Source organism: Bacillus sp. SM2101 (assembly GCF_018588585.1).
GTDB lineage: Bacteria > Bacillota > Bacilli > Bacillales > SM2101 > Nanhaiella > Nanhaiella sioensis.
On record NZ_JAEUFG010000011.1, the window covers coordinates 64,503 to 83,263 of the forward strand.

The 18,761-nt window shown below is 34.9% G+C and carries 21 protein-coding genes; all 21 read left to right on the forward strand.

Annotated elements, in window-relative coordinates; genetic code table 11:
- The first annotated feature begins 2 nt into the window (after nucleotides 1-2).
- Complete coding sequence (gene fliJ / locus JM172_RS12500) at nucleotides 3-455, forward strand: flagellar export protein FliJ (RefSeq protein WP_214482683.1); 453 nt, start codon at nucleotides 3-5, stop codon at nucleotides 453-455.
- Nucleotides 452-1,036 carry a MotE family protein gene (locus JM172_RS25445; RefSeq protein ID WP_214482684.1) on the forward strand — a complete coding sequence of 195 codons (585 nt, stop codon included), beginning with the start codon at nucleotides 452-454 and terminating at the stop codon, nucleotides 1,034-1,036. The genes fliJ and JM172_RS25445 overlap by 4 nt, the downstream gene beginning before the upstream one ends.
- Nucleotides 1,037-1,070: 34 nt before the next feature.
- The gene (locus JM172_RS12510; protein ID WP_214482685.1) at nucleotides 1,071-2,375 is read left to right on the forward strand and encodes a flagellar hook-length control protein FliK; all 1,305 of its coding nucleotides are present in this window, start codon (nucleotides 1,071-1,073) and stop codon (nucleotides 2,373-2,375) included.
- 15 nt (nucleotides 2,376-2,390) lie between these two features.
- Complete coding sequence (gene flgD / locus JM172_RS12515; protein ID WP_214482686.1) at nucleotides 2,391-3,026, forward strand: flagellar hook assembly protein FlgD; 636 nt, start codon at nucleotides 2,391-2,393, stop codon at nucleotides 3,024-3,026.
- Nucleotides 3,027-3,066: 40 nt separating this feature from the next.
- Entirely contained in the window at nucleotides 3,067-3,453 is a 387-nt protein-coding gene (locus JM172_RS12520) for a TIGR02530 family flagellar biosynthesis protein (RefSeq protein ID WP_214482687.1), read from the forward strand.
- Nucleotides 3,454-3,523: 70 nt separating this feature from the next.
- A complete protein-coding gene (gene flgG, locus JM172_RS12525; RefSeq protein ID WP_214482688.1) occupies nucleotides 3,524-4,321 on the forward strand; it encodes a flagellar basal body rod protein FlgG in 798 nt (265 codons plus the stop codon).
- A 102-nt stretch (nucleotides 4,322-4,423) separates the two neighbouring features.
- Nucleotides 4,424-4,645 carry a flagellar FlbD family protein gene (locus JM172_RS12530; protein ID WP_214482783.1) on the forward strand — a complete coding sequence of 74 codons (222 nt, stop codon included), beginning with the start codon at nucleotides 4,424-4,426 and terminating at the stop codon, nucleotides 4,643-4,645.
- The gene (fliL, locus tag JM172_RS12535; protein ID WP_214482689.1) at nucleotides 4,638-5,066 is read left to right on the forward strand and encodes a flagellar basal body-associated protein FliL; all 429 of its coding nucleotides are present in this window, start codon (nucleotides 4,638-4,640) and stop codon (nucleotides 5,064-5,066) included. Before JM172_RS12530 ends, fliL begins: the two co-directional genes overlap by 8 nt.
- A 47-nt stretch (nucleotides 5,067-5,113) precedes the next feature.
- Nucleotides 5,114-6,112, forward strand: coding sequence for a flagellar motor switch protein FliM (gene fliM / locus JM172_RS12540; protein ID WP_214482690.1), 999 nt, complete (start codon nucleotides 5,114-5,116; stop codon nucleotides 6,110-6,112).
- Nucleotides 6,102-7,310 carry a flagellar motor switch phosphatase FliY gene (gene fliY, locus JM172_RS12545; RefSeq protein ID WP_214482691.1) on the forward strand — a complete coding sequence of 403 codons (1,209 nt, stop codon included), beginning with the start codon at nucleotides 6,102-6,104 and terminating at the stop codon, nucleotides 7,308-7,310. Before fliM ends, fliY begins: the two co-directional genes overlap by 11 nt.
- Before the next feature lie 23 nt (nucleotides 7,311-7,333).
- A complete protein-coding gene (locus JM172_RS12550; RefSeq protein ID WP_214482692.1) occupies nucleotides 7,334-7,696 on the forward strand; it encodes a response regulator in 363 nt (120 codons plus the stop codon).
- 15 nt (nucleotides 7,697-7,711) lie between these two features.
- Nucleotides 7,712-8,353, forward strand: coding sequence for a flagellar biosynthetic protein FliO (locus tag JM172_RS12555; RefSeq protein ID WP_214482693.1), 642 nt, complete (start codon nucleotides 7,712-7,714; stop codon nucleotides 8,351-8,353).
- 5 nt (nucleotides 8,354-8,358) lie between these two features.
- Nucleotides 8,359-9,027 (forward strand): flagellar type III secretion system pore protein FliP, encoded by a 669-nt coding sequence (gene fliP, locus JM172_RS12560; protein WP_214482694.1) that lies wholly within the window; start codon nucleotides 8,359-8,361, stop codon nucleotides 9,025-9,027.
- Nucleotides 9,028-9,037: 10 nt separating this feature from the next.
- Nucleotides 9,038-9,307 carry a flagellar biosynthesis protein FliQ gene (fliQ, locus tag JM172_RS12565; protein WP_214482695.1) on the forward strand — a complete coding sequence of 90 codons (270 nt, stop codon included), beginning with the start codon at nucleotides 9,038-9,040 and terminating at the stop codon, nucleotides 9,305-9,307.
- Between the two features lie 2 nt (nucleotides 9,308-9,309).
- Entirely contained in the window at nucleotides 9,310-10,086 is a 777-nt protein-coding gene (gene fliR, locus JM172_RS12570; protein ID WP_214482696.1) for a flagellar biosynthetic protein FliR, read from the forward strand.
- Nucleotide 10,087: 1 nt separating this feature from the next.
- On the forward strand, nucleotides 10,088-11,170 hold the full coding sequence (gene flhB / locus JM172_RS12575; RefSeq protein ID WP_214482697.1) for a flagellar biosynthesis protein FlhB: 1,083 nt from the start codon (nucleotides 10,088-10,090) through the stop codon (nucleotides 11,168-11,170).
- A 109-nt stretch (nucleotides 11,171-11,279) separates the two neighbouring features.
- Nucleotides 11,280-13,316 (forward strand): flagellar biosynthesis protein FlhA, encoded by a 2,037-nt coding sequence (gene flhA, locus JM172_RS12580; protein ID WP_214482698.1) that lies wholly within the window; start codon nucleotides 11,280-11,282, stop codon nucleotides 13,314-13,316.
- Nucleotides 13,313-14,479 (forward strand): flagellar biosynthesis GTPase FlhF, encoded by a 1,167-nt coding sequence (gene flhF, locus JM172_RS12585; RefSeq protein ID WP_214482699.1) that lies wholly within the window; start codon nucleotides 13,313-13,315, stop codon nucleotides 14,477-14,479. The genes flhA and flhF overlap by 4 nt, the downstream gene beginning before the upstream one ends.
- Complete coding sequence (locus tag JM172_RS12590) at nucleotides 14,472-15,344, forward strand: MinD/ParA family protein (RefSeq protein WP_214482700.1); 873 nt, start codon at nucleotides 14,472-14,474, stop codon at nucleotides 15,342-15,344. Before flhF ends, JM172_RS12590 begins: the two co-directional genes overlap by 8 nt.
- Nucleotides 15,345-15,352: 8 nt before the next feature.
- Nucleotides 15,353-16,450 carry a protein-glutamate methylesterase/protein-glutamine glutaminase gene (locus JM172_RS12595; RefSeq protein WP_214482701.1) on the forward strand — a complete coding sequence of 366 codons (1,098 nt, stop codon included), beginning with the start codon at nucleotides 15,353-15,355 and terminating at the stop codon, nucleotides 16,448-16,450.
- Nucleotides 16,451-16,703: 253 nt separating this feature from the next.
- Nucleotides 16,704-18,758: a chemotaxis protein CheA gene (locus tag JM172_RS12600; RefSeq protein WP_214482702.1), complete on the forward strand. Its 2,055-nt coding sequence runs from the start codon at nucleotides 16,704-16,706 to the stop codon at nucleotides 18,756-18,758.
- The last annotated feature ends 3 nt before the right edge of the window (nucleotides 18,759-18,761 follow it).

Here is an 18,761-nt window from a genome sequence, read left to right on the forward strand (position 1 = left end):
CAATGACATATTCTTATAAATTTCATCAAATATTATCGCTTAAGGAACATGAGAAAGAGGCTGTTCTTGTTGAGTATAATAAATCAATTGAGAATTTTGAAATAGTAGGTAAGAAATTATATGAATTGTTAAAGCAAAAGGAAGAACGTCAGGCTGGGCAATCTGAAAAAATAACGAGAGGATCGTCCATTGAGGATATCCAAAAATATCAACGCTTCATGTTAAAAATCGATCAAGATATTAACAATTTGCAACAGTTAGTTGCTGAAGCACGTGCCCAAATGCAAGCAAAAGAAAAGTTGCTCCTTGAGGCTAATATTGAAATGAAAAAATATGAAAGAATGAAAGAAATTGACTATGAAAACTTCGTTATGACTAATAAATGTAACGAAAATAAATTAATGAATGAAATTTCGGTGCAGCAATTTTTAAGAACGAGGGTGAATACAGAGTGAAAAAGAAAAAAGAACTCAGTAAGTTCCGAAGGTTTCTATTCATAATAGTTATCCCGTTCGCATTAGCTTTTAGCATTGTGCTCATCATCATCAGTTTGAAGGGCGGTAATGTCTTTGAAGATACAAAGCAATACGCTGCACAAATACCATTCATTGCTAATGTTGTAAGCACAACGGGTACAACGGATCCTGATATGAATGAGAACCAAGATACAATTATAGAACAAAAAGCCACTATAGCTGATTTGGAAGCGAAAATTGAAAACCATCAGGCTGAGGTAGATGATCATATAGCTACAATCGCAAAACAAGAAGATCAGATAAATGAGTTAAAAGCAGAATTAAACAATTTAAATGTGAAAAAGAATGATGAGAAAAAAGATGATTTAATCGTCAGTCCATATGAGAATATGACAGCAAAAAACGCTGCCGCAATTATGCAAAAGATGGATGATGGCTATGTGATAGACATATTGGCGTCAATGGAAATGGAAAAAAGAGCAGCAGTCTTAGAAAAAATGGAGCCTAAATCTGCAGCGGAGTTTACACAGCTACTAGCAGAAGAATTTAATGGTGAGTAAAAATTCAGTCATTACATGAGAGGAGGTGAAAACGATGAGTGTACAACTATTACAGCCAGTTTCTGTTAGTCAAAAGAAGGCTAAAGACAATTTTCTGGATACAACACCAAACGACTCTGGTTTTAAAGAAAAACTATCAGGAGCGATGTCAAGTAAAGATCAAGGCAATAGTACTAACGTAACAAAAGAGGATCAAGACAAAGGTGTTAACGTTAACGGAAATAATAATAGTGTAGTTCAACATAATGAAAAAGCTCATGTTGCCCAGGAAATGAAAGAGCAGGACATTGATTATATTAATGAACAACTTGATCAGTTATTAGCAGCAGATGTAAGCGAATTATCTAATGAAGAACTTCTATTATTAATTGATAATATGGCCAATAATTTAACCATCCGCCAAGATTTATTACTAACTCTTCAAGGACAAGGTAAATTATCGGAGGATATTCTTACAGCTATAGAACGTGTTGCTAATTCGCTGAAAAATGATGGTACAGTATCCCAACAATTACTCATGAAAGTTGTAGAGAATTTGAAGAATTTAACAAATCAACTACAGGGCGCGTCAGGTCGTAACAATGATAGTTTATCGACCTTGAAGCAACTATTAAATTCACTAGTAAATGCATCTTCTGAAATGGTGAAGGAACAAAACAAAACGAGTAATCATGACGTGAAAACAAATGGCCGTCAGCAATTTTTTATCGGTGCAGATAATCGATTAAATATTGAGCTCACGAAGGGTAATTCGACCGTCCCTGCTTCACAAAACAATAATCTATTATTATCTGGAATGACCTTGAAGCAACCGATAGAAGCTATAACACAACCTGTAGTGAATGTTGACATTCCACAAGGGCAAATGGATAAAATTCAACAATTTGTCTTATTTGTCGGGCAACCAGATAAAGGTGCTAATCAAGAGCAATTTATTAAAGATTTTCAGAACATATTAGCAAAAGGTAATCTATCATTTTTAAATGGGAATAAAACATTACAAATTAAACTATTCCCAGAGCATCTCGGTTCATTAAGAATTGAATTACAACAGACCGAAGCTGGTATGCTAGCTAGAATTATTACGTCTTCAACTGCTGCTAAAGAATTAATAGAGTCTCAATTATTTAACTTAAAGCAATCGTTTCAGGCTCAAAATATTCAAGTAGATAAACTAGTCATTTCTGATCAACTAGAACAACAATTTATGAGATTCCTTAACCGTGATCAAAATGACCAACAGAGACAAAATCAAAGCGAGCAAGATGACCAAAATGATAATCAAGCAAATGATGAACCATTATCTTTTGAAGAAGTTTTACTTAATCTACAAGTATAGGTAAAGGTGATGAATATGGCTACTACAATTCCAGCAGATTATTATTTATCCTCATATCAAAATGAAGAGAGAAATACAGGGTCTGATATATTAGGAAAAGACGATTTTCTAAAAATTTTAATGACACAATTGCAAAATCAAGACCCACTTAATCCAATGCAGGATAAGGATTTTATTGCCCAAATGGCAACGTTTTCTTCATTAGAGCAAATGATGGCTATGTCAGAATCGATGGAACTTATGCTACAACAGAGCATACAATCCAATCTTGTTAGTTACAATCAATTTGTCGGTAAAGATGTAACGTATCATAAAGAAGTGATAGATGAGGATGGTTCAACGATTGTTGAAGGGACAGGAGTTATTAGTTCAATTCAATATATTAACGGTGAAGTTTATTTTGAGCTAGAAGATGGTTCAACTTTGGAATTAGGTAATATTTCTGGAATTAACCATACTACTACAGACAATCACATATTACAAGGTAGTGAATTAATAGGGAAGTCAGTTATGTGGCAAAGAGATGATGGGACTGAAATGTCAGCGACAGTTCTTTCTGTTTTGTTTAACAATGGACAAACGACATACCAGCTTGATGATGCAGATGGAACTACTATTTCTGCTTCACAAATTCTCAAAATTTCTGCATAAACGTGAAAATTTGTCCCTCTTAATAATCGGAGGTGAATAATTGACACAACGTATCATTCATGCTTATCAACAGCATCAAATTAGTCCTAAAAATAACCATGTTTCAACAACTAAGCAACCAGCTTCAGCTGATTTTAAAACACAATTCGGTCTTGCACTAGCATCTACTAATGAACTCAAAATTAGTAAACATGCGAGCCAGCGAATAATGGAGCGCAATATTACGATTGATAATCGGCAATGGAACAAGATAAGTGAAAAAGTTGCCGAAGCGAAACAAATGGGTATCCAAGATTCACTCGTATTATTAAATAATGCTGCATTAATTGTCAGTGCAAAAAATAACACAGTAGTTACAGCGATGGATAGAAAAGAAGCAACAACGCAAATATTTTCGAATATAAACGGAACAATCATTATTGATTGATTGGCTGGACCATATGGAGGCCAAGGTTACGGAATGACAGATGTAACCGCATAGAAAGGAGATCGTATATATGCTACGTTCGATGTATTCAGGAATTTCAGGAATGAAAAACTTCCAAACGAAGCTAGATGTAATCGGTAATAATATCGCAAATGTTAACACTTTCGGCTTTAAAAAAGGTCGTGCCATGTTTAAAGACCTCGTCAGCCAGCAAGTAGCTGGTGCTTCAGCACCATCAGGTGGACGAGGAGGAACAAACCCTAAACAAGTAGGCTTAGGTGCGCAATTGGCATCCATTGATACGATTCATACGCAAGGAAGTCTACAAACAACAAATCGAACTTTGGATTTGTCGATATCTGGGGATGGTTATTTTGTCGTAACAGATGGTACAAATAACTATTTTACGCGCGCCGGTAATTTTTATTTAGATGTAAATGGAGATATTGTTAATGGTGATGGGCTATATTTAGTAGCTACAGGAACAGGTACAAATTCTAACCTAAATATCCCTGATGATGCTTCTGAATTTAGTATTGGTCAGGATGGAACTGTTTCCTACACAGATTCAACCGGGTTAAACACAGCTGGAACCATCCAAATAGCGAAATTCTCTAATAATGGTGGGCTTCAAAAGGTAGGTAATAACTTATTTACTGAAACAATTAATTCAGGTGCCGCTGCTATAGACGTGCCTGGAGTGAACGGTACGGGAACTATCGAACCTGGTACGCTAGAAATGTCCAATGTTGATCTTTCTGAGGAATTTACAGAAATGATCGTTGCTCAGCGTGGATTCCAAGCGAACACTCGAATTATTACAACATCTGATGAAATTTTACAAGAACTTGTTAACCTAAAACGTTAAATTTAAAAAAGGGGAAAGGGCAAATAGAATTCTGCATATCTAGTTAATGCATAGCTTGCTGTTAATCTTGAAGGTGAATTCTATTTGCCCATATTTGAAAATATGATTGCACTCACCAGGCTAAATGGAAAAACATATATGTTAAATGCGATTTACATTGAGCAGGTTGAAGCATTTCCTGATACGACGATTACTTTAACAAATGGGAAAAAATTTGTTGTTAAAGAAGACGTAGATGATGTTGTACAACAAATTGAACAGTATTATACAAAGATAAATATAATTGGGACTCATCGAGAGACGGAAGGTGAGGAAAGTGAATAAAAATAGATTATATACACTTATGATAATAATGCTTGCAACCTTTACGATCGTAGGTTTAATATTGCTAATCGTTTTGCTTGATATAGGAGATAAAGATGTAGAAGCAGCTCCTACTATTGATGAAATAATAGATAACTCTATGGATATGGATGACATTACCACCAATCTACTTGATGAAGGCTTTATCCGTGTCTCCTTTAAAATAGAAACTGATAGTAAAGGTTCGAAAAAAGAACTGCAGAAACGCGATTTTCAAGTGCGTAATATTATAATCCAAGAGATTTCTGAAATGAAAGCGGAGCAATTCAGTGGTAAAGAAGGCAAAATATATCTTGAGGAGAAATTAATGAACAAAATCAATGAGTTAATGCAAGATGGAAATGTAAATAGAGTTTACATTACCTCCTTTCTTCTTCAATAACTCTTTATCAATTGGTGGAGTCAGATCGAAGATGGAGGTGAACAAATTTGTCAAGTGAAGTGTTATCCCAAAGTGAAATTGATGCTTTATTGTCTGCAATATCAACAGGCGAGATGAATGCGGAGGAGTTAAAAAAGGAAGAATCCGAAAAGAAAGTAAAAGTTTATGATTTTAAAAGAGCTTTACGCTTCTCCAAAGATCAAATTCGTAGTTTAACCCGAATTCACGAAAATCTAGCAAGATTATTTACAAATTATTTTTCAGCACAGTTACGTACATATATTCAAATTACAGTCGCGTCTGCAGATCAAGTCCCATATGAGGAGTTTATCCGTTCAATACCTAAGATGACTGTGTTGAACGTGTTTGAGGTACCTCCTTTAGAAGGTAGAATCTTGATGGAAGTGAACCCGAATATCGCATACTCGATGTTAGATCGCGTGTTAGGTGGAAGTGGACATAATTTTAATAAGGTAGATCGATTAACCGAAATTGAGACAACGATCATGTCTAACCTTTTTGAAAAATCTGTAGATAATTTAAAGGAAGCATGGAGTAATATTGTTGAAATGGAGCCTGCATTAGTTAATTTTGAAGTGAATCCTCAATTTTTACAAATGGTTTCACCAAATGAAACAGTAGTGGTCATTTCGATGAATACCCAAATTGGCGATACGACTGGAATGATAAATATTTGTATTCCACACGTCGTCTTAGAACCGATCATCCGGAAATTATCTGTTCATTACTGGATGCAAAAAGGTGAGAAAGAACGAGAGCCTCAAGAGATTGAAGCACTAAAAGAGCGGATTAAATTGACTGAGGTTCCTATTACCGCTGAGCTTGGTACTTCAGAAATTCCAATAGAAGACTTCTTGCATCTTGATGTTGGTGATGTCATTCAATTAAATCAAAAGATAGATCAACCTTTAACTATAAAAGTGAATGATTTGCCAAAATTCACTGGACAACCTGGAAAAGTTGGTAAAACACAAGCAGTCCAGTTGATAGATCATGTGAGAGGGGGAAATGAATATGTTAAATGATGATATGCTATCACAAGACGAAATAGATGCACTGCTAGGTGGGACTGATGATGAGAGCAGTGACAGCCAGAACCAAGGTCATGCAGCAGAGGAGTTTTTGTCTGATTTTGAAAAAGACGCGTTAGGTGAAATAGGAAATATTTCCTTTGGTAGTTCAGCGACTGTACTCTCCACCTTATTAAATCAAAAGGTGGAAATTACAACACCTTTAGTATCCGTTGTATTAAAAAGTAGATTAAAAGATGAATTTCCTCACCCATATGTAGCGGTACAAGTTAATTATACAGAAGGATTTTCTGGCTCGAATTTATTAGTAATTAGACAAAGTGATGCGGCGATTATTGCTGATATTATGCTCGGAGGAGATGGAAAGAACCCTCCTGAAGGTAAGCTTGGAGAGATCCAAATAAGTGCTGTACAAGAAGCTATGAATCAAATGATGGGTTCAGCAGCTACATCCATGTCGACAGTATTTAACAAAAAAGTCGATATTTCTCCACCGAGTATTGATATACTTGATATTAAGGAAGGTGAAGGAACAGAAAGAATTCCCGAAGTTGATAGCTTAATAAAAGTATCATTTAGATTAAAAGTAGGGGATTTAATCGATTCCAATATTATGCAACTTTTACCGAAAACTTTTGGAAAAGATTTAGCGGAAGATTTACTTTTCTCAGAAGATAGTAATCAGATGGCAGTGGAAGGCTCTCATAAGGAACTAGCTATGAATTCAAAGGAAGAGATACCAGTTCAACATGCTATGGATGAAGTTGCAGCTACTTCATTGTTAGAAAGAGAAGTAGGTCATGAAGTAAACCATGGCTCAGCCCCACAATATATAGGAACAGGTGTAAGTAAATCATCAAGAATGGCAACACCTAATATTCAACCAGCCGAATTTTCTAACTTTGAAAGGACACCTATGACCACAGTTGAATCAAACAATCTTGATATGTTATTAGATATTCCTTTAAAAGTCACTGTTGAGTTAGGGCGCACAAAACAAAATGTAAAAGATGTTTTAGAGCTATCATCTGGTTCAATTATTGAACTTGATAAATTAGCGGGAGAGCCAGTTGATATTTTAGTAAATAATAAGAAAATTGCCCAAGGTGAAGTAGTCGTAATAGAAGAAAACTTCGGGGTTAGGGTAACAGATATTATAAGTCAATCAGATCGTGTCAAAAAATTGCGTTAAGAAGCATGGAGGTATTATAAAATATGAGTCATAAGATTTTGATCGTAGATGATGCGGCATTTATGAGAATGATGATTAAAGATATATTAACGAAAAATGGATTTGATGTTGTTGGCGAAGCTGCCGATGGTGTTCAAGCAATTGAAAAATATAAAGAATTCCAACCAGATTTAGTCACTTTAGATATTACTATGCCTGAATTGGATGGGATTTCAGTGTTGAAAGAAATTCGTAAAATAAACCCAAATGCAAAAATAGTGATGTGTTCAGCAATGGGACAACAGGCGATGGTCATAGATGCTATTCAAGCTGGAGCGAAAGATTTTATCGTTAAACCATTCCAAGCAGAACGTGTTATTGAAGCAATTAATAAAACGTTAAATTAAAATGAGGTTTCCATCTTGCAAGCAAAAAAAATATTATTAATAGCAATTTTATATACCATTATCTTTGCTCCGCTACAATCTTTGATTGTTTATGCGGAGCAGTCATCACCAATGAGTGTAACAGATTATTTTGACGAAGATAGTAATTTAGAAGACGGTAACAATGAAGATGAGGTAGGTCCACTTGTAGAAAATCAAAATACGGTGGGCTTATGGGATGTTACAAAAATGATTTTTGCCACCATTTTTGTGATTCTACTTATCTATTTGTTAATTAAATTTGTCAATAAAAAAAGTAGTGCTCAAAGCAATTTTAAATATGTCGAGAATTTAGGTGGAACTGGCTTAGGTTCTAATCGCTCCGTTCAGCTCATTAAAGTCGGTAAGCGTATTTTAGTTGTTGGCGTAGGTGAAGATATTCAATTATTACGAGAAATTGACAATGAGCATGAAGTACAACAAATCGTAGATGATCATCATAATAAGCTAAATCAAATGGTGCAGCCAGCACATTTAGTGAAGAAGCTTTTATCGTCTCGCGATAAAAAGCAACATCATAATGATGAAAATTTCGCTAGTGTGCTCAAATCACAGTTGGATGAGCTTTCTGAAGAAAGAAAACATCTTCTACATGAGCAAGATAAAGAAAGGGACTAGTTTGAATGAATGAGATTGCAGAGCTTTTTAATACGAGTGATCCCCAAAATGTATCAACGACAGTCAAACTATTACTATTATTGACGGTCCTTTCTTTAGCTCCAAGTATTTTAATATTAATGACGAGCTTTACTAGAGTAGTAGTTGTGTTATCGTTTGTTAGGACATCGTTAGGGACACAACAAATGCCCCCAAACCAAGTAATAGTAGGGTTGTCTCTATTTTTAACCTTTTTTATTATGGCGCCAACTTTTCAAGAGGTAAATGAACAAGCCTTGACACCTTTATTTAACGAAGAAATTAACATAGAAGAAGCTTATGAACGAGCGAGTATACCTATGAAAGAATATATGAGTAATCATACGCGACAAAAAGATTTAGCGCTATTTTTACAATATGGAGAATATGAGAGCCCATCATCAATTGAAGACATTCCGATGACAGCACTTGTCCCGGCATTTGCGATCAGTGAATTGAAAACAGCATTTCAAATTGGCTTTATGATTTTTGTACCTTTTTTAGTTATTGATATGGTAGTCGCTAGTGTTTTAATGTCCATGGGGATGATGATGCTACCACCAGTTATGATTGCCTTACCATTTAAAATACTATTGTTTGTACTAGTTGATGGCTGGAATCTTGTTATTAAATCACTATTAACAAGCTTTGGTTAGGAGACAAGTTATGGATGCTCAAACTGTTATATCACTTGCCCAATCAGGTGTTTACACTGTACTGATAGTAAGTGGTCCTCTGCTATTATTAGCTTTAGGTGTAGGCTTGGCTGTTAGTATTTTTCAGGCTACTACACAAATACAAGAACAAACATTGGCGTTTATTCCGAAGATTGTTGCTGTTTTTATAGGGTTGGTTGTATTTGGTCCCTGGATGTTATCTAGGATGATCAGTTATACATATGAAATCTTTAATAATTTGCATAAGTTTGTGGGTTAGTTATGAATGATATGATTGCTTTATTTCCAATGTTCTTATTAATATTTATTAGAATTTCAGCCTTTTTTGTAACGATACCCATTTTTTCTTATCGAAATATACCAAATACGCTAAAAATTGGATTATCTTTTTTTTTAGCGTGGATCATGGTATTTACAATAGATCCATATACCATTCCAATAGATGTATTGTTTATTGCTATGATTCTAAAAGAGGCTTTAATAGGTATACTAATAGGATTTACAGCTTATATTATATTCTCTGCTATCCAGACGGCTGGAGGTTTTATTGATTTTCAGATGGGTTTTGCGATTGCCAACGTTATTGATCCCCAAACTGGAGCTCAAAGCCCTCTCATGGGGCAGTATTTATATACATTTGCGTTACTGTTCTTACTTTCAGTAGATGCCCATCATTTATTACTTGACGGGATTTTCAATAGCTATCAATTTATACCAATCGATCAAACGTGGGTTTCTTTTGGGGACAGTAGATTCAGTGCATTTTTGATTCAAACGATGAGTTATATGTTTATTATAGCTTTTCAAATGGCCCTACCTATCGTTGGCTCACTTTTTCTAGTAGATATTGCATTAGGAATTATGGCAAGAACGATGCCTCAGCTAAATATTTTTGTCGTTGGTATTCCTATCAAAATTATCGTGAGCTTTGTGATGCTAATTGTCATAATGGCATCTTTTATTTATTTAGTAAGGGACTTATTCGAGAATGTATTGGTCACTTTGAGAACCTTGATGAGAATTTTAGGAGGCGTGTAATTTGTCTTTTTTACGATTAGATCTTCAGTTTTTTGCTGGGGAAAAAACAGAAAAAGCGACTCCAAAAAAGCGTCAAGAGTCAAGAAAGAAAGGTCAAGTAGCGAAAAGTCAAGATGTTAATACAGCGATTGTGTTATTCGTCGTATTTCTCTTTTTTTGGTTTAGTGGCCCTTATATGCTGGACAAATTAGTAGATATATTTATTACTACTTTTCAAGATTATTTATTAGTAGATGTCACGGAAAGTAACGTGTTTGACATCTTTCTAGTGTTAGTAAAAGATATGGCATTAATCATAGCACCTATAATGCTTGCAGCAATGGTTGGAGGAGTTGCAGCAAATTATTCACAAGTAGGTTTTTTATTCTCAACTGAACCTATTAAATTTAAGCTAGAAAAAATAGATCCAATCAAAGGTGCAAAACGAATTTTTTCAATTCGAGCGCTTGTTGAATTTTTAAAATCCATCTTAAAAATATCGTTTGTTGCAGCAGTTACTTTTTTTATACTATGGGTCAATTGGGGTCAAGTGGAAATGCTGTCACAAATAAGCATTGGTGCTGCGCTGTCTTTTCTCGCAAAGTTAGTTTTTCAAATGGGTTTAGCAGCATCCATTGTTCTTGTTTTCTTAGCAATTATCGATTACCTGTACCAAAAATATGACTTTGAGAAAAGTATTCGAATGTCAAAACAAGATATAAAAGATGAATATAAAAATGTCGAAGGTGATCCTCAAATAAAGTCAAAAATAAAACAAAAGCAACGAGAAATGGCGATGCAGCGAATGATGCAAGAGGTTCCTAATGCGGACGTAATCATTACAAATCCAACACACTTCGCAGTCGCATTGAAGTATGACGAATCAAAAATGGATGCTCCTTTTGTAGTAGCTAGTGGAGTGGACTTTATAGCTCAAAAAATCAAGTCAATTGCAAAGAAAAACAATGTAGTAACTATAGAAAATCGGCCATTAGCAAGGGCTCTATATGATCAAACAGAGATTGGTCAAGCCATACCAGAAGAATATTTTAAAGCAGTTGCCGAAATTTTAGCTTATGTTTATAGCTTGAAAAATAAAGTATAGATGTTGTGTATAAATGAATGTTCAGTGAGATTGTTAAACAAGATTGAAGATCAGGGTAGAAAACCTAAGAGTAAAATTTTGAACAGCATATGTAAGGAGAGAATGTCATATGAGAGCAAGAGATTTACCTGTTATAGTCGGTGTTGTACTTATTATTATTATGTTAGTCATTCCATTACCTACGTGGTTATTGAGCGTGTTAATCATGTTAAATATTTCTCTTGCCTTATTAGTCCTCCTCGTATCCATGAATATGAAAGAGGCCCTGCAGCTTTCTGTATTTCCTTCACTATTATTAGTATTAACACTCTTTCGCCTCGGCTTAAACGTATCCACGACGCGCTCTATATTAGGTAATGCCGATGCAGGTCAAGTAGTTGAAACGTTCGGAAATTTTGTTATTGGTGGAAATGTGTTAGTTGGTTTTGTCGTTTTTGTTATTCTTATTATAATTCAATTTATAGTTATTACAAAAGGGGCTGAGCGGGTTTCAGAGGTTGCAGCTCGTTTTACATTAGATGCAATGCCCGGTAAACAAATGAGTATTGATGCTGATTTAAATGCTGGCCTTATATCTGAAAAAGATGCGATTGTACGCCGTGAAAAAATTCAACGAGAAGCTGATTTTTATGGTGCGATGGATGGAGCAAGTAAATTTGTAAAAGGGGATGCAATTGCAGGTATTGTTATTACGTTGATCAATATTATTTTTGGCATGATTATTGGAGTTCTACAAATGGATATGGATCTTGCTGAAGCCTCAAGTACATACATGCTATTGTCTGTAGGTGACGGTTTAGTCAGTCAAATTCCAGCTTTAATGATCTCAACAGCAACAGGTATTATCGTTACAAGGGCTGCATCAAAAGGAAATTTAAGTGAGGATATAACGGGTCAGTTATTTGCATTTCCTAAAATGTTATATGTGGTCGGTGCAACGATTGCATGTTTCGGTTTTTTTACAACGATGTCTTTAACATTAACATTACCAATTGCAGCATTGCTCATCACTGGTGGTTATTTGATTAGTAACTCTCAAAAAGCTTCTATTGAAGATAAAGAAGAGCTTGAAGAAGAAATAGAAACAGAGGAAATGAAAAGTCCTGACAGTGTTGTAAGTCTGCTCAATGTTGATCCGATTGAATTTGAGTTCGGTTACGGCTTAATTCCTCTAGCTGATACTAAGCAAGGTGGAGACTTATTAGAGCGCATTGTGATGATTAGAAGGCAGTTGGCGATAGAGTTAGGTCTTGTTATTCCGGTCGTTAGAATTCGTGACAACATTCAGCTACAACCGAATGAGTATAGATTTAAAATAAAAGGGAACGAAGTAGCTAAAGGGGAGCTTCTGTTAGATCACTTTTTAGCTATGAGTCCTGGTGTTGATGATCCAGCTGTTGAAGGAATTGATACGGTAGAACCTTCCTTTGGGTTGCCAGCAAAATGGATCTCTGAAGACATGAGAGAAAAAGCAGAAATGCTTGGGTATACAGTTGTAGATCCAGCTTCAGTAGTGTCTACACATATTACTGAATTAATTAAAACAAATGCGCATGAATTATTAGGCCGCCAAGAAACGAACCAGCTAGTTGAACATTTGAAGGAATCTTATCCAATACTTATTGAAGAAGTAACACCTAATCCGCTAGCAATTGGAGATATCCAGAAAGTGTTATCCAAGTTATTAAAAGAAAATGTTTCAATCCGAAATTTACCGGTCATATTTGAAACATTAGCTGATTTTTGTAAGATAACATCTGACACAGATTTGTTAACAGAGTATGTAAGACAATCACTCGCTCGCCAAATTACGTCACAATTTATTAATAACCGAGACAGTTTAAAAGTGATTACATTATCAGGTGCTGTTGAAAAAATGATTGCAGATAGTATTCAACAAACAGAACACGGGAACTATTTATCTATCGCTCCTGATTCATCTGAAGTGATAACGAATAGTGTAATACAGAATATTGAACAGCAACAGTTCCAGGATCAAGCCCCAATATTGTTATGTTCACCTGCCGTAAGAATGTATATGAAGCAAATTATCGAAAGATTACTTCCACACGTGCCAGTGTTATCCTATAATGAACTTGATGGAAGTGTAGAAGTTCAAAGTGTTGGAGTGGTGAACATACAATGAAAATAAAAAAATATATCGCACCTTCTATGTCTGAAGCAATGAAAAAAATACGACAAGAATTAGGAAATGATGCAGTCATTCTTAGTTCTAAGGTCGTTCAGAAGAGAGGGTTACTCGGTTTTCTTTCAAGGAAACAGTTTGAGGTTATTGCTGTACAAGACCCAGAACCGTTTTCTCCCGAACAACAAGCATTGAGCATGAAAAATAGTATGCCAGTTGTAAAAGGAAGTGAAAAACCTCATGACGTCCTTCATTTGAAGGATGAGACAGCAGCTACTGAAAAATCTGACGATGTTTTAACTGAATTAAAAGGTATAAAATCATTAATGGAAAATTTGAACGTTGATATACATACAAATTTTGATAAATACCCAAAACCTTTAAGGCAAATTAACGAAATACTAATCGTTCAAGAGATATCTGATTCATTAAGAATGAAGCTTATGGATGCACTATTGGTGAAATATTCGACGGAAAATAAAGATAACAATTTGGACTTATTGAGGTGGACGAAGCAACTAATCGTCGACAGTATAGCTTCATTTAACTATGGAGGAGTGAGCTTTACGAAGAAATTTGTCAATGTAGTAGGACCAACAGGAGTTGGAAAAACAACTACATTGGCAAAACTAGCTGCTCAATGTGTGTTAAATGATAAGAAAAGGGTTGCCTTTATTACAACTGATACGTATAGAATTGCAGCAATTGAACAATTAAAAACATATGCCAAAATTTTAGATATCCCAATTGAAGTTTGTTACAATATTGAAGATTTTCAACGTGCTAAGGAAAAATTTGTTGATTATGATGTAGTACTAGTAGATACAGCTGGCAGGAATTTTTTGAATCAACAATACGTGGAGGATCTCAAAGAAATTATAGATTTTAATGAGGATGTTGAAACGTTTCTTGTTCTATCCCTCACATCAAAATTTACTGACATGAAGCAAATTTATAAGCAATTTTCAATGATTCATATCGATCAGTTTATTTTTACTAAAGAAGATGAGACATCAACATACGGTTCTATGCTTAATCTAATCGATCATTTTCAAGTTGGTGTAGCTTATATTACGAATGGTCAAAATGTACCAGATGATATTAAAGCAGCTTCTCCTCAGTTAATCGGCCAAATTATACTTGGAGAAGATGCCAATGGTTAAGGATCAAGCAGCAAGCTTACGTGAACAAATGGAACTTCAAGGAACCAACACCTCAGCTAAAACGATCGCTGTTATAAGTGGTAAGGGAGGTGTTGGTAAATCTAATATTTCATTAAATTTTGCTTTGACGTTAGCTAGGCAGAAAAAAAAGGTACTTATTTTTGATATGGATATTGGTATGGGGAATATCGATATTTTAATGGGCGTATCTTCAAAATATACAATCTTGGATGTCTTTAACAATGAGATTTCCATCGATCAGATTATTACTAAAGGACCTGAAAACCTATCATATATTGCAGGGGGCTCTGGTTTTAATCATGTTTTTAAGCTGGATTCTACTAAAGTCCATTTGATTATTCAACATATGCAAAGGTTAATAGATAAATATGATTATGTCATATTTGATATGGGTGCTGGCATGACTGAAGAAAATCTATTGCTGTTAAAAGCAGTAAACGAAGTATTTGTCGTTACTACACCAGAACCTACTTCGATTATGGATGCATATGCAGCGATAAAGTATATCATTTTAAAAGATCCTGCAAAGCCGCTATTTTTAATAATTAATAAAACCCAGTCACAACTAGAAGGAAATCATACAACTCACAGAATTTCAACTGTCATGAAACAGTTCTTAAATAAAGAAATAAAGGTTTTAGGTCAAATACCTGAAGACAAACATATTGTTAAGGCAGTCAGCCGACAAACTCCATTTTTGTTATATGCACCAAAATCTAGTGCAAGTAAAAATATTCAAGTTATAGCTAATACATATTTGTTAAACTCAAATGATATGAGACAACAAAAACCAACAACTCATTCATTTATGTCAAGATTACGAAAATATTTAATTGAAAGGTAGGTACCACCGTGAAACAAGTAAAAGTTCTTATCGTAGATGACTCAGCATTCATGAGAAAGTTGATTTCACAATTTTTAAAAGAAGATCATCAGATTGAAGTTGTAGGAACTGCTAGAAACGGTGAGGATGCACTGACCAAAATTAAACAACTTAATCCTGACGTAATAACCATGGACGTGGAAATGCCTACAATGGATGGGATAGAAGCTCTGAAAAAAATTATGACTCACAATCCCATACCCGTCATCATGTTATCTAGTACCACAAAGGAAGGAACTGAAAATACAATAGTTGCGATGCAATATGGTGCTATTGACTTTATCGCGAAACCTTCTGGTGGTATTTCTTTAGACCTTCATAAAGTAAAGGACGAAATAGTCTCTAAAGTTTTGCTAGCTAGTAAAGTAAATATGAATAATTTTCAAATTCCTACCGGAAAAGCAAAATCTATTACTTCATCATTAGCAAAATATAGTAAAATAGAACTAAGATCTATGTCCCAGTTATCTCATAACAGTTCAAAACAAGCGAATAAAAAAATATTATGCATAGGTACGTCTACTGGAGGACCGAGAGCATTACAAAAAGTGTTGCAAGGATTTCCTAAATCAATTAATGTACCGATAATTATCGTGCAGCATATGCCAGCAGGGTTTACGAAATCACTAGCATCACGTCTCAATTCTCTATGTGATATATGTGTAAAGGAAGGCGAGAATGGAGAAATTATTCAAAATGGCACCGCCTATATTGCTCCAGGTGGCTCTCATTTAAAAGTGAAGAAGGTAGGTACATCGTTAGTTTTACAAATAGATCAGTCATCAATTAAGAATGGCCATCGACCATCTGTAGATGTGATGCTAGAATCAGTCAGTGAAATATCTGGATATATGAAAATCGCAATCATTATGACAGGGATGGGCTCAGATGGTACTGAAGGTTTAAAAACATTAAAATCTAAAGGCAATGCGAAAGCAATTGCAGAATCTCAAGACACATCAATTGTTTTTGGTATGCCTAAGTCTGCAATAGCTGCAAATGTTATTGACGATGTTGCAGACCTTGGTGATATTACACCAACAGCTTTAAAATATATTTATCAGTAAATTCTATAACGTGTTAAATGTACATTTTCGATGAGCTAATAAAAAACAAGCTCAAACGAAGAAAGGAGAGGTTTAAACCCTTCAAGTACGTGTTCACAAGGAGAACAAAAAGAGGAGAGAAAAGCAATTTGAGTGCTTCTCATATAGTTGTCACGTTTTTGTCACTATGGGATAAGCCTATCCTTTGCCAAGTCATTTTTCTCGGACTTTTTGAACATCCTTTTCTAAAATCCGAATAAGGGGTGTGTATGTTATGGATATGAATCAGTATTTAGATGTATTTATTGATGAAAGTAAAGAACATTTACAAACAGTAAATGAACAATTATTAGAATTAGAAAAAAATCCAAACAATTTAATGATAATTAATGAGATTTTTCGTTCTGCTCATACACTAAAAGGAATGTCAGCGACAATGGGTTTTGAAGATTTAGCTAGCTTAACACATCAAATGGAGAACGTCCTTGATGGAATGAGAAATGAAAAAATTATCTTTACACCTGACGTGTTAGATGTTGTTTTTGCAGCGGTCGATGACCTTGAAACGATGGTGATCTCTATAGCTGAAGGCGGAGATGGTAAACATGATGTTACAGCGGTGGTGAAACAATTAAAACAAATTGAAGAGGGGCATCCTTTAACGCAATCGCTAGCTGAAGCAGCTGTATCGGTACAAAATGCTGAAGTGAATGACAATCAGACTCTTGTGGATTATGACGAATTTGAGTATACGGTGATCCAGCAGTCAAAGGAACAGGGTTTTGAAAGCTTTGAGATAAACATCACACTTCGAGAAGATTGTCTACTGAAAGCAGCTCGTGTATTTATGATATTCGAAGTTTTGGAGCAAATTGGAGAAATCATAAAATCTATTCCTAGCGTAGAGCTATTAGAAGATGAAAAGTTTGACAATGAATTTACTATAGCCTTCGTATCCAAGGAACCGAAGGAAACCATACATAAACGTATAATGAAAGTATCCGAAATAGCAAATATTGAAATTAAAGCTCTTAATTTAGCAAGCATGAGACACGCGGAAGTAGAAAAAGAGCTAACTCCAATAAATCATGAAAAAGAGATTACTATAGACGAATCAATGGAAAGTCAACTACATAATGATGACAAGGTAGTAGCTAATAAAAAGAGAGCAACAGCATCAAACAAAACGATTCGTGTCAATATTGAACGTCTAGATATACTTATGAATTTGTTTGAGGAACTTGTCATTGATAGAGGTCGACTTGAGCAAATTTCACAAGATTTAAATAACAGTGAACTTCATGAAACTGTAGAACGCATGTCAAGAATATCTGGCGATTTACAAAACATCATCTTAAACATGAGGATGGTTCCTGTAGAGACAGTATTTAACCGCTTTCCTAGAATGGTTAGGCAATTAGCGCGAGATTTAGGAAAATCTATTAACTTAGAGATCATAGGTGCTGAAACAGAATTAGATAGAACTGTCATTGATGAAATTGGTGACCCCCTCGTTCATCTTATTCGCAATGCTATAGATCATGGAATTGAATTACCTGCTGAACGAACTCAACATGACAAGAACGAAGAAGGTACAGTGAAATTAAAGGCATACCATAGTGGTAACCATGTGTTTATTGAAATTGAAGATGATGGTGCTGGAATCAGTCGTGACAAAGTATTAAATAAAGCGATTAAAAATGGCATCATTACTAAGCAAAATGCTGCTACCTTAACAGATAAACAAGTATATGAACTTATCTTTTCATCTGGTTTTTCTACAGCAGAAAAAATTTCTGATGTTTCAGGGCGAGGAGTAGGGCTAGATGTAGTAAAGAATACAATTGAGTCTCTCGGTGGATCTGTTTCAATTGATTCAGTTGAAGGAGAAGGGTCTATATTTTCGATCCAATTACCTTTAACATTATCTATCATTTCTGTCATGTTAGTAGAAATTCAACAAGAGAAATATGCTATACCTCTTTCTTCAATCATTGAAACTGCAATTGCTAAAAAAGATGATATTTTGAATGCTCATAACCAAAAGGTCATTGATTTTCGTGGGAAAGTAGTCCCGTTGTTATTTTTGAATGATATCTTTCAAGTACCAGCAGCCTCAACTGAGGAGGATGAGTATTTGTCAATCGTCATTGTTAGGAAAGGCGAAAAACTAGCTGGCTTAGTAGTTGATTCTTTTATTGGACAGCAAGAGGTTGTGTTGAAATCTTTAGGCAATTATTTAACAAACGTATTTGCTATATCAGGTGCGACCATCTTAGGAGATGGCCAGGTTGCTCTAATTGTTGATTGTAATGCACTTATAAAATAGATG

Coding starts and splice junctions, on each gene's coding strand:
- fliP (WP_214482694.1), top strand. CDS start 8,359: ATGAATGAGATTGCAGAGCTTTTTAATACGAGTGATCCCCAAAATGTA.
- fliQ (WP_214482695.1), top strand. CDS start 9,038: ATGGATGCTCAAACTGTTATATCACTTGCCCAATCAGGTGTTTACACT.
- JM172_RS12530 (WP_214482783.1), top strand. CDS start 4,424: ATGATTGCACTCACCAGGCTAAATGGAAAAACATATATGTTAAATGCG.
- flgG (WP_214482688.1), top strand. CDS start 3,524: ATGCTACGTTCGATGTATTCAGGAATTTCAGGAATGAAAAACTTCCAA.
- fliR (WP_214482696.1), top strand. CDS start 9,310: ATGAATGATATGATTGCTTTATTTCCAATGTTCTTATTAATATTTATT.
- JM172_RS12590 (WP_214482700.1), top strand. CDS start 14,472: ATGGTTAAGGATCAAGCAGCAAGCTTACGTGAACAAATGGAACTTCAA.
- JM172_RS12600 (WP_214482702.1), top strand. CDS start 16,704: ATGGATATGAATCAGTATTTAGATGTATTTATTGATGAAAGTAAAGAA.
- fliJ (WP_214482683.1), top strand. CDS start 3: ATGACATATTCTTATAAATTTCATCAAATATTATCGCTTAAGGAACAT.
- flgD (WP_214482686.1), top strand. CDS start 2,391: ATGGCTACTACAATTCCAGCAGATTATTATTTATCCTCATATCAAAAT.
- fliY (WP_214482691.1), top strand. CDS start 6,102: ATGTTAAATGATGATATGCTATCACAAGACGAAATAGATGCACTGCTA.
- JM172_RS12550 (WP_214482692.1), top strand. CDS start 7,334: ATGAGTCATAAGATTTTGATCGTAGATGATGCGGCATTTATGAGAATG.
- JM172_RS12510 (WP_214482685.1), top strand. CDS start 1,071: ATGAGTGTACAACTATTACAGCCAGTTTCTGTTAGTCAAAAGAAGGCT.
- flhF (WP_214482699.1), top strand. CDS start 13,313: ATGAAAATAAAAAAATATATCGCACCTTCTATGTCTGAAGCAATGAAA.
- flhA (WP_214482698.1), top strand. CDS start 11,280: ATGAGAGCAAGAGATTTACCTGTTATAGTCGGTGTTGTACTTATTATT.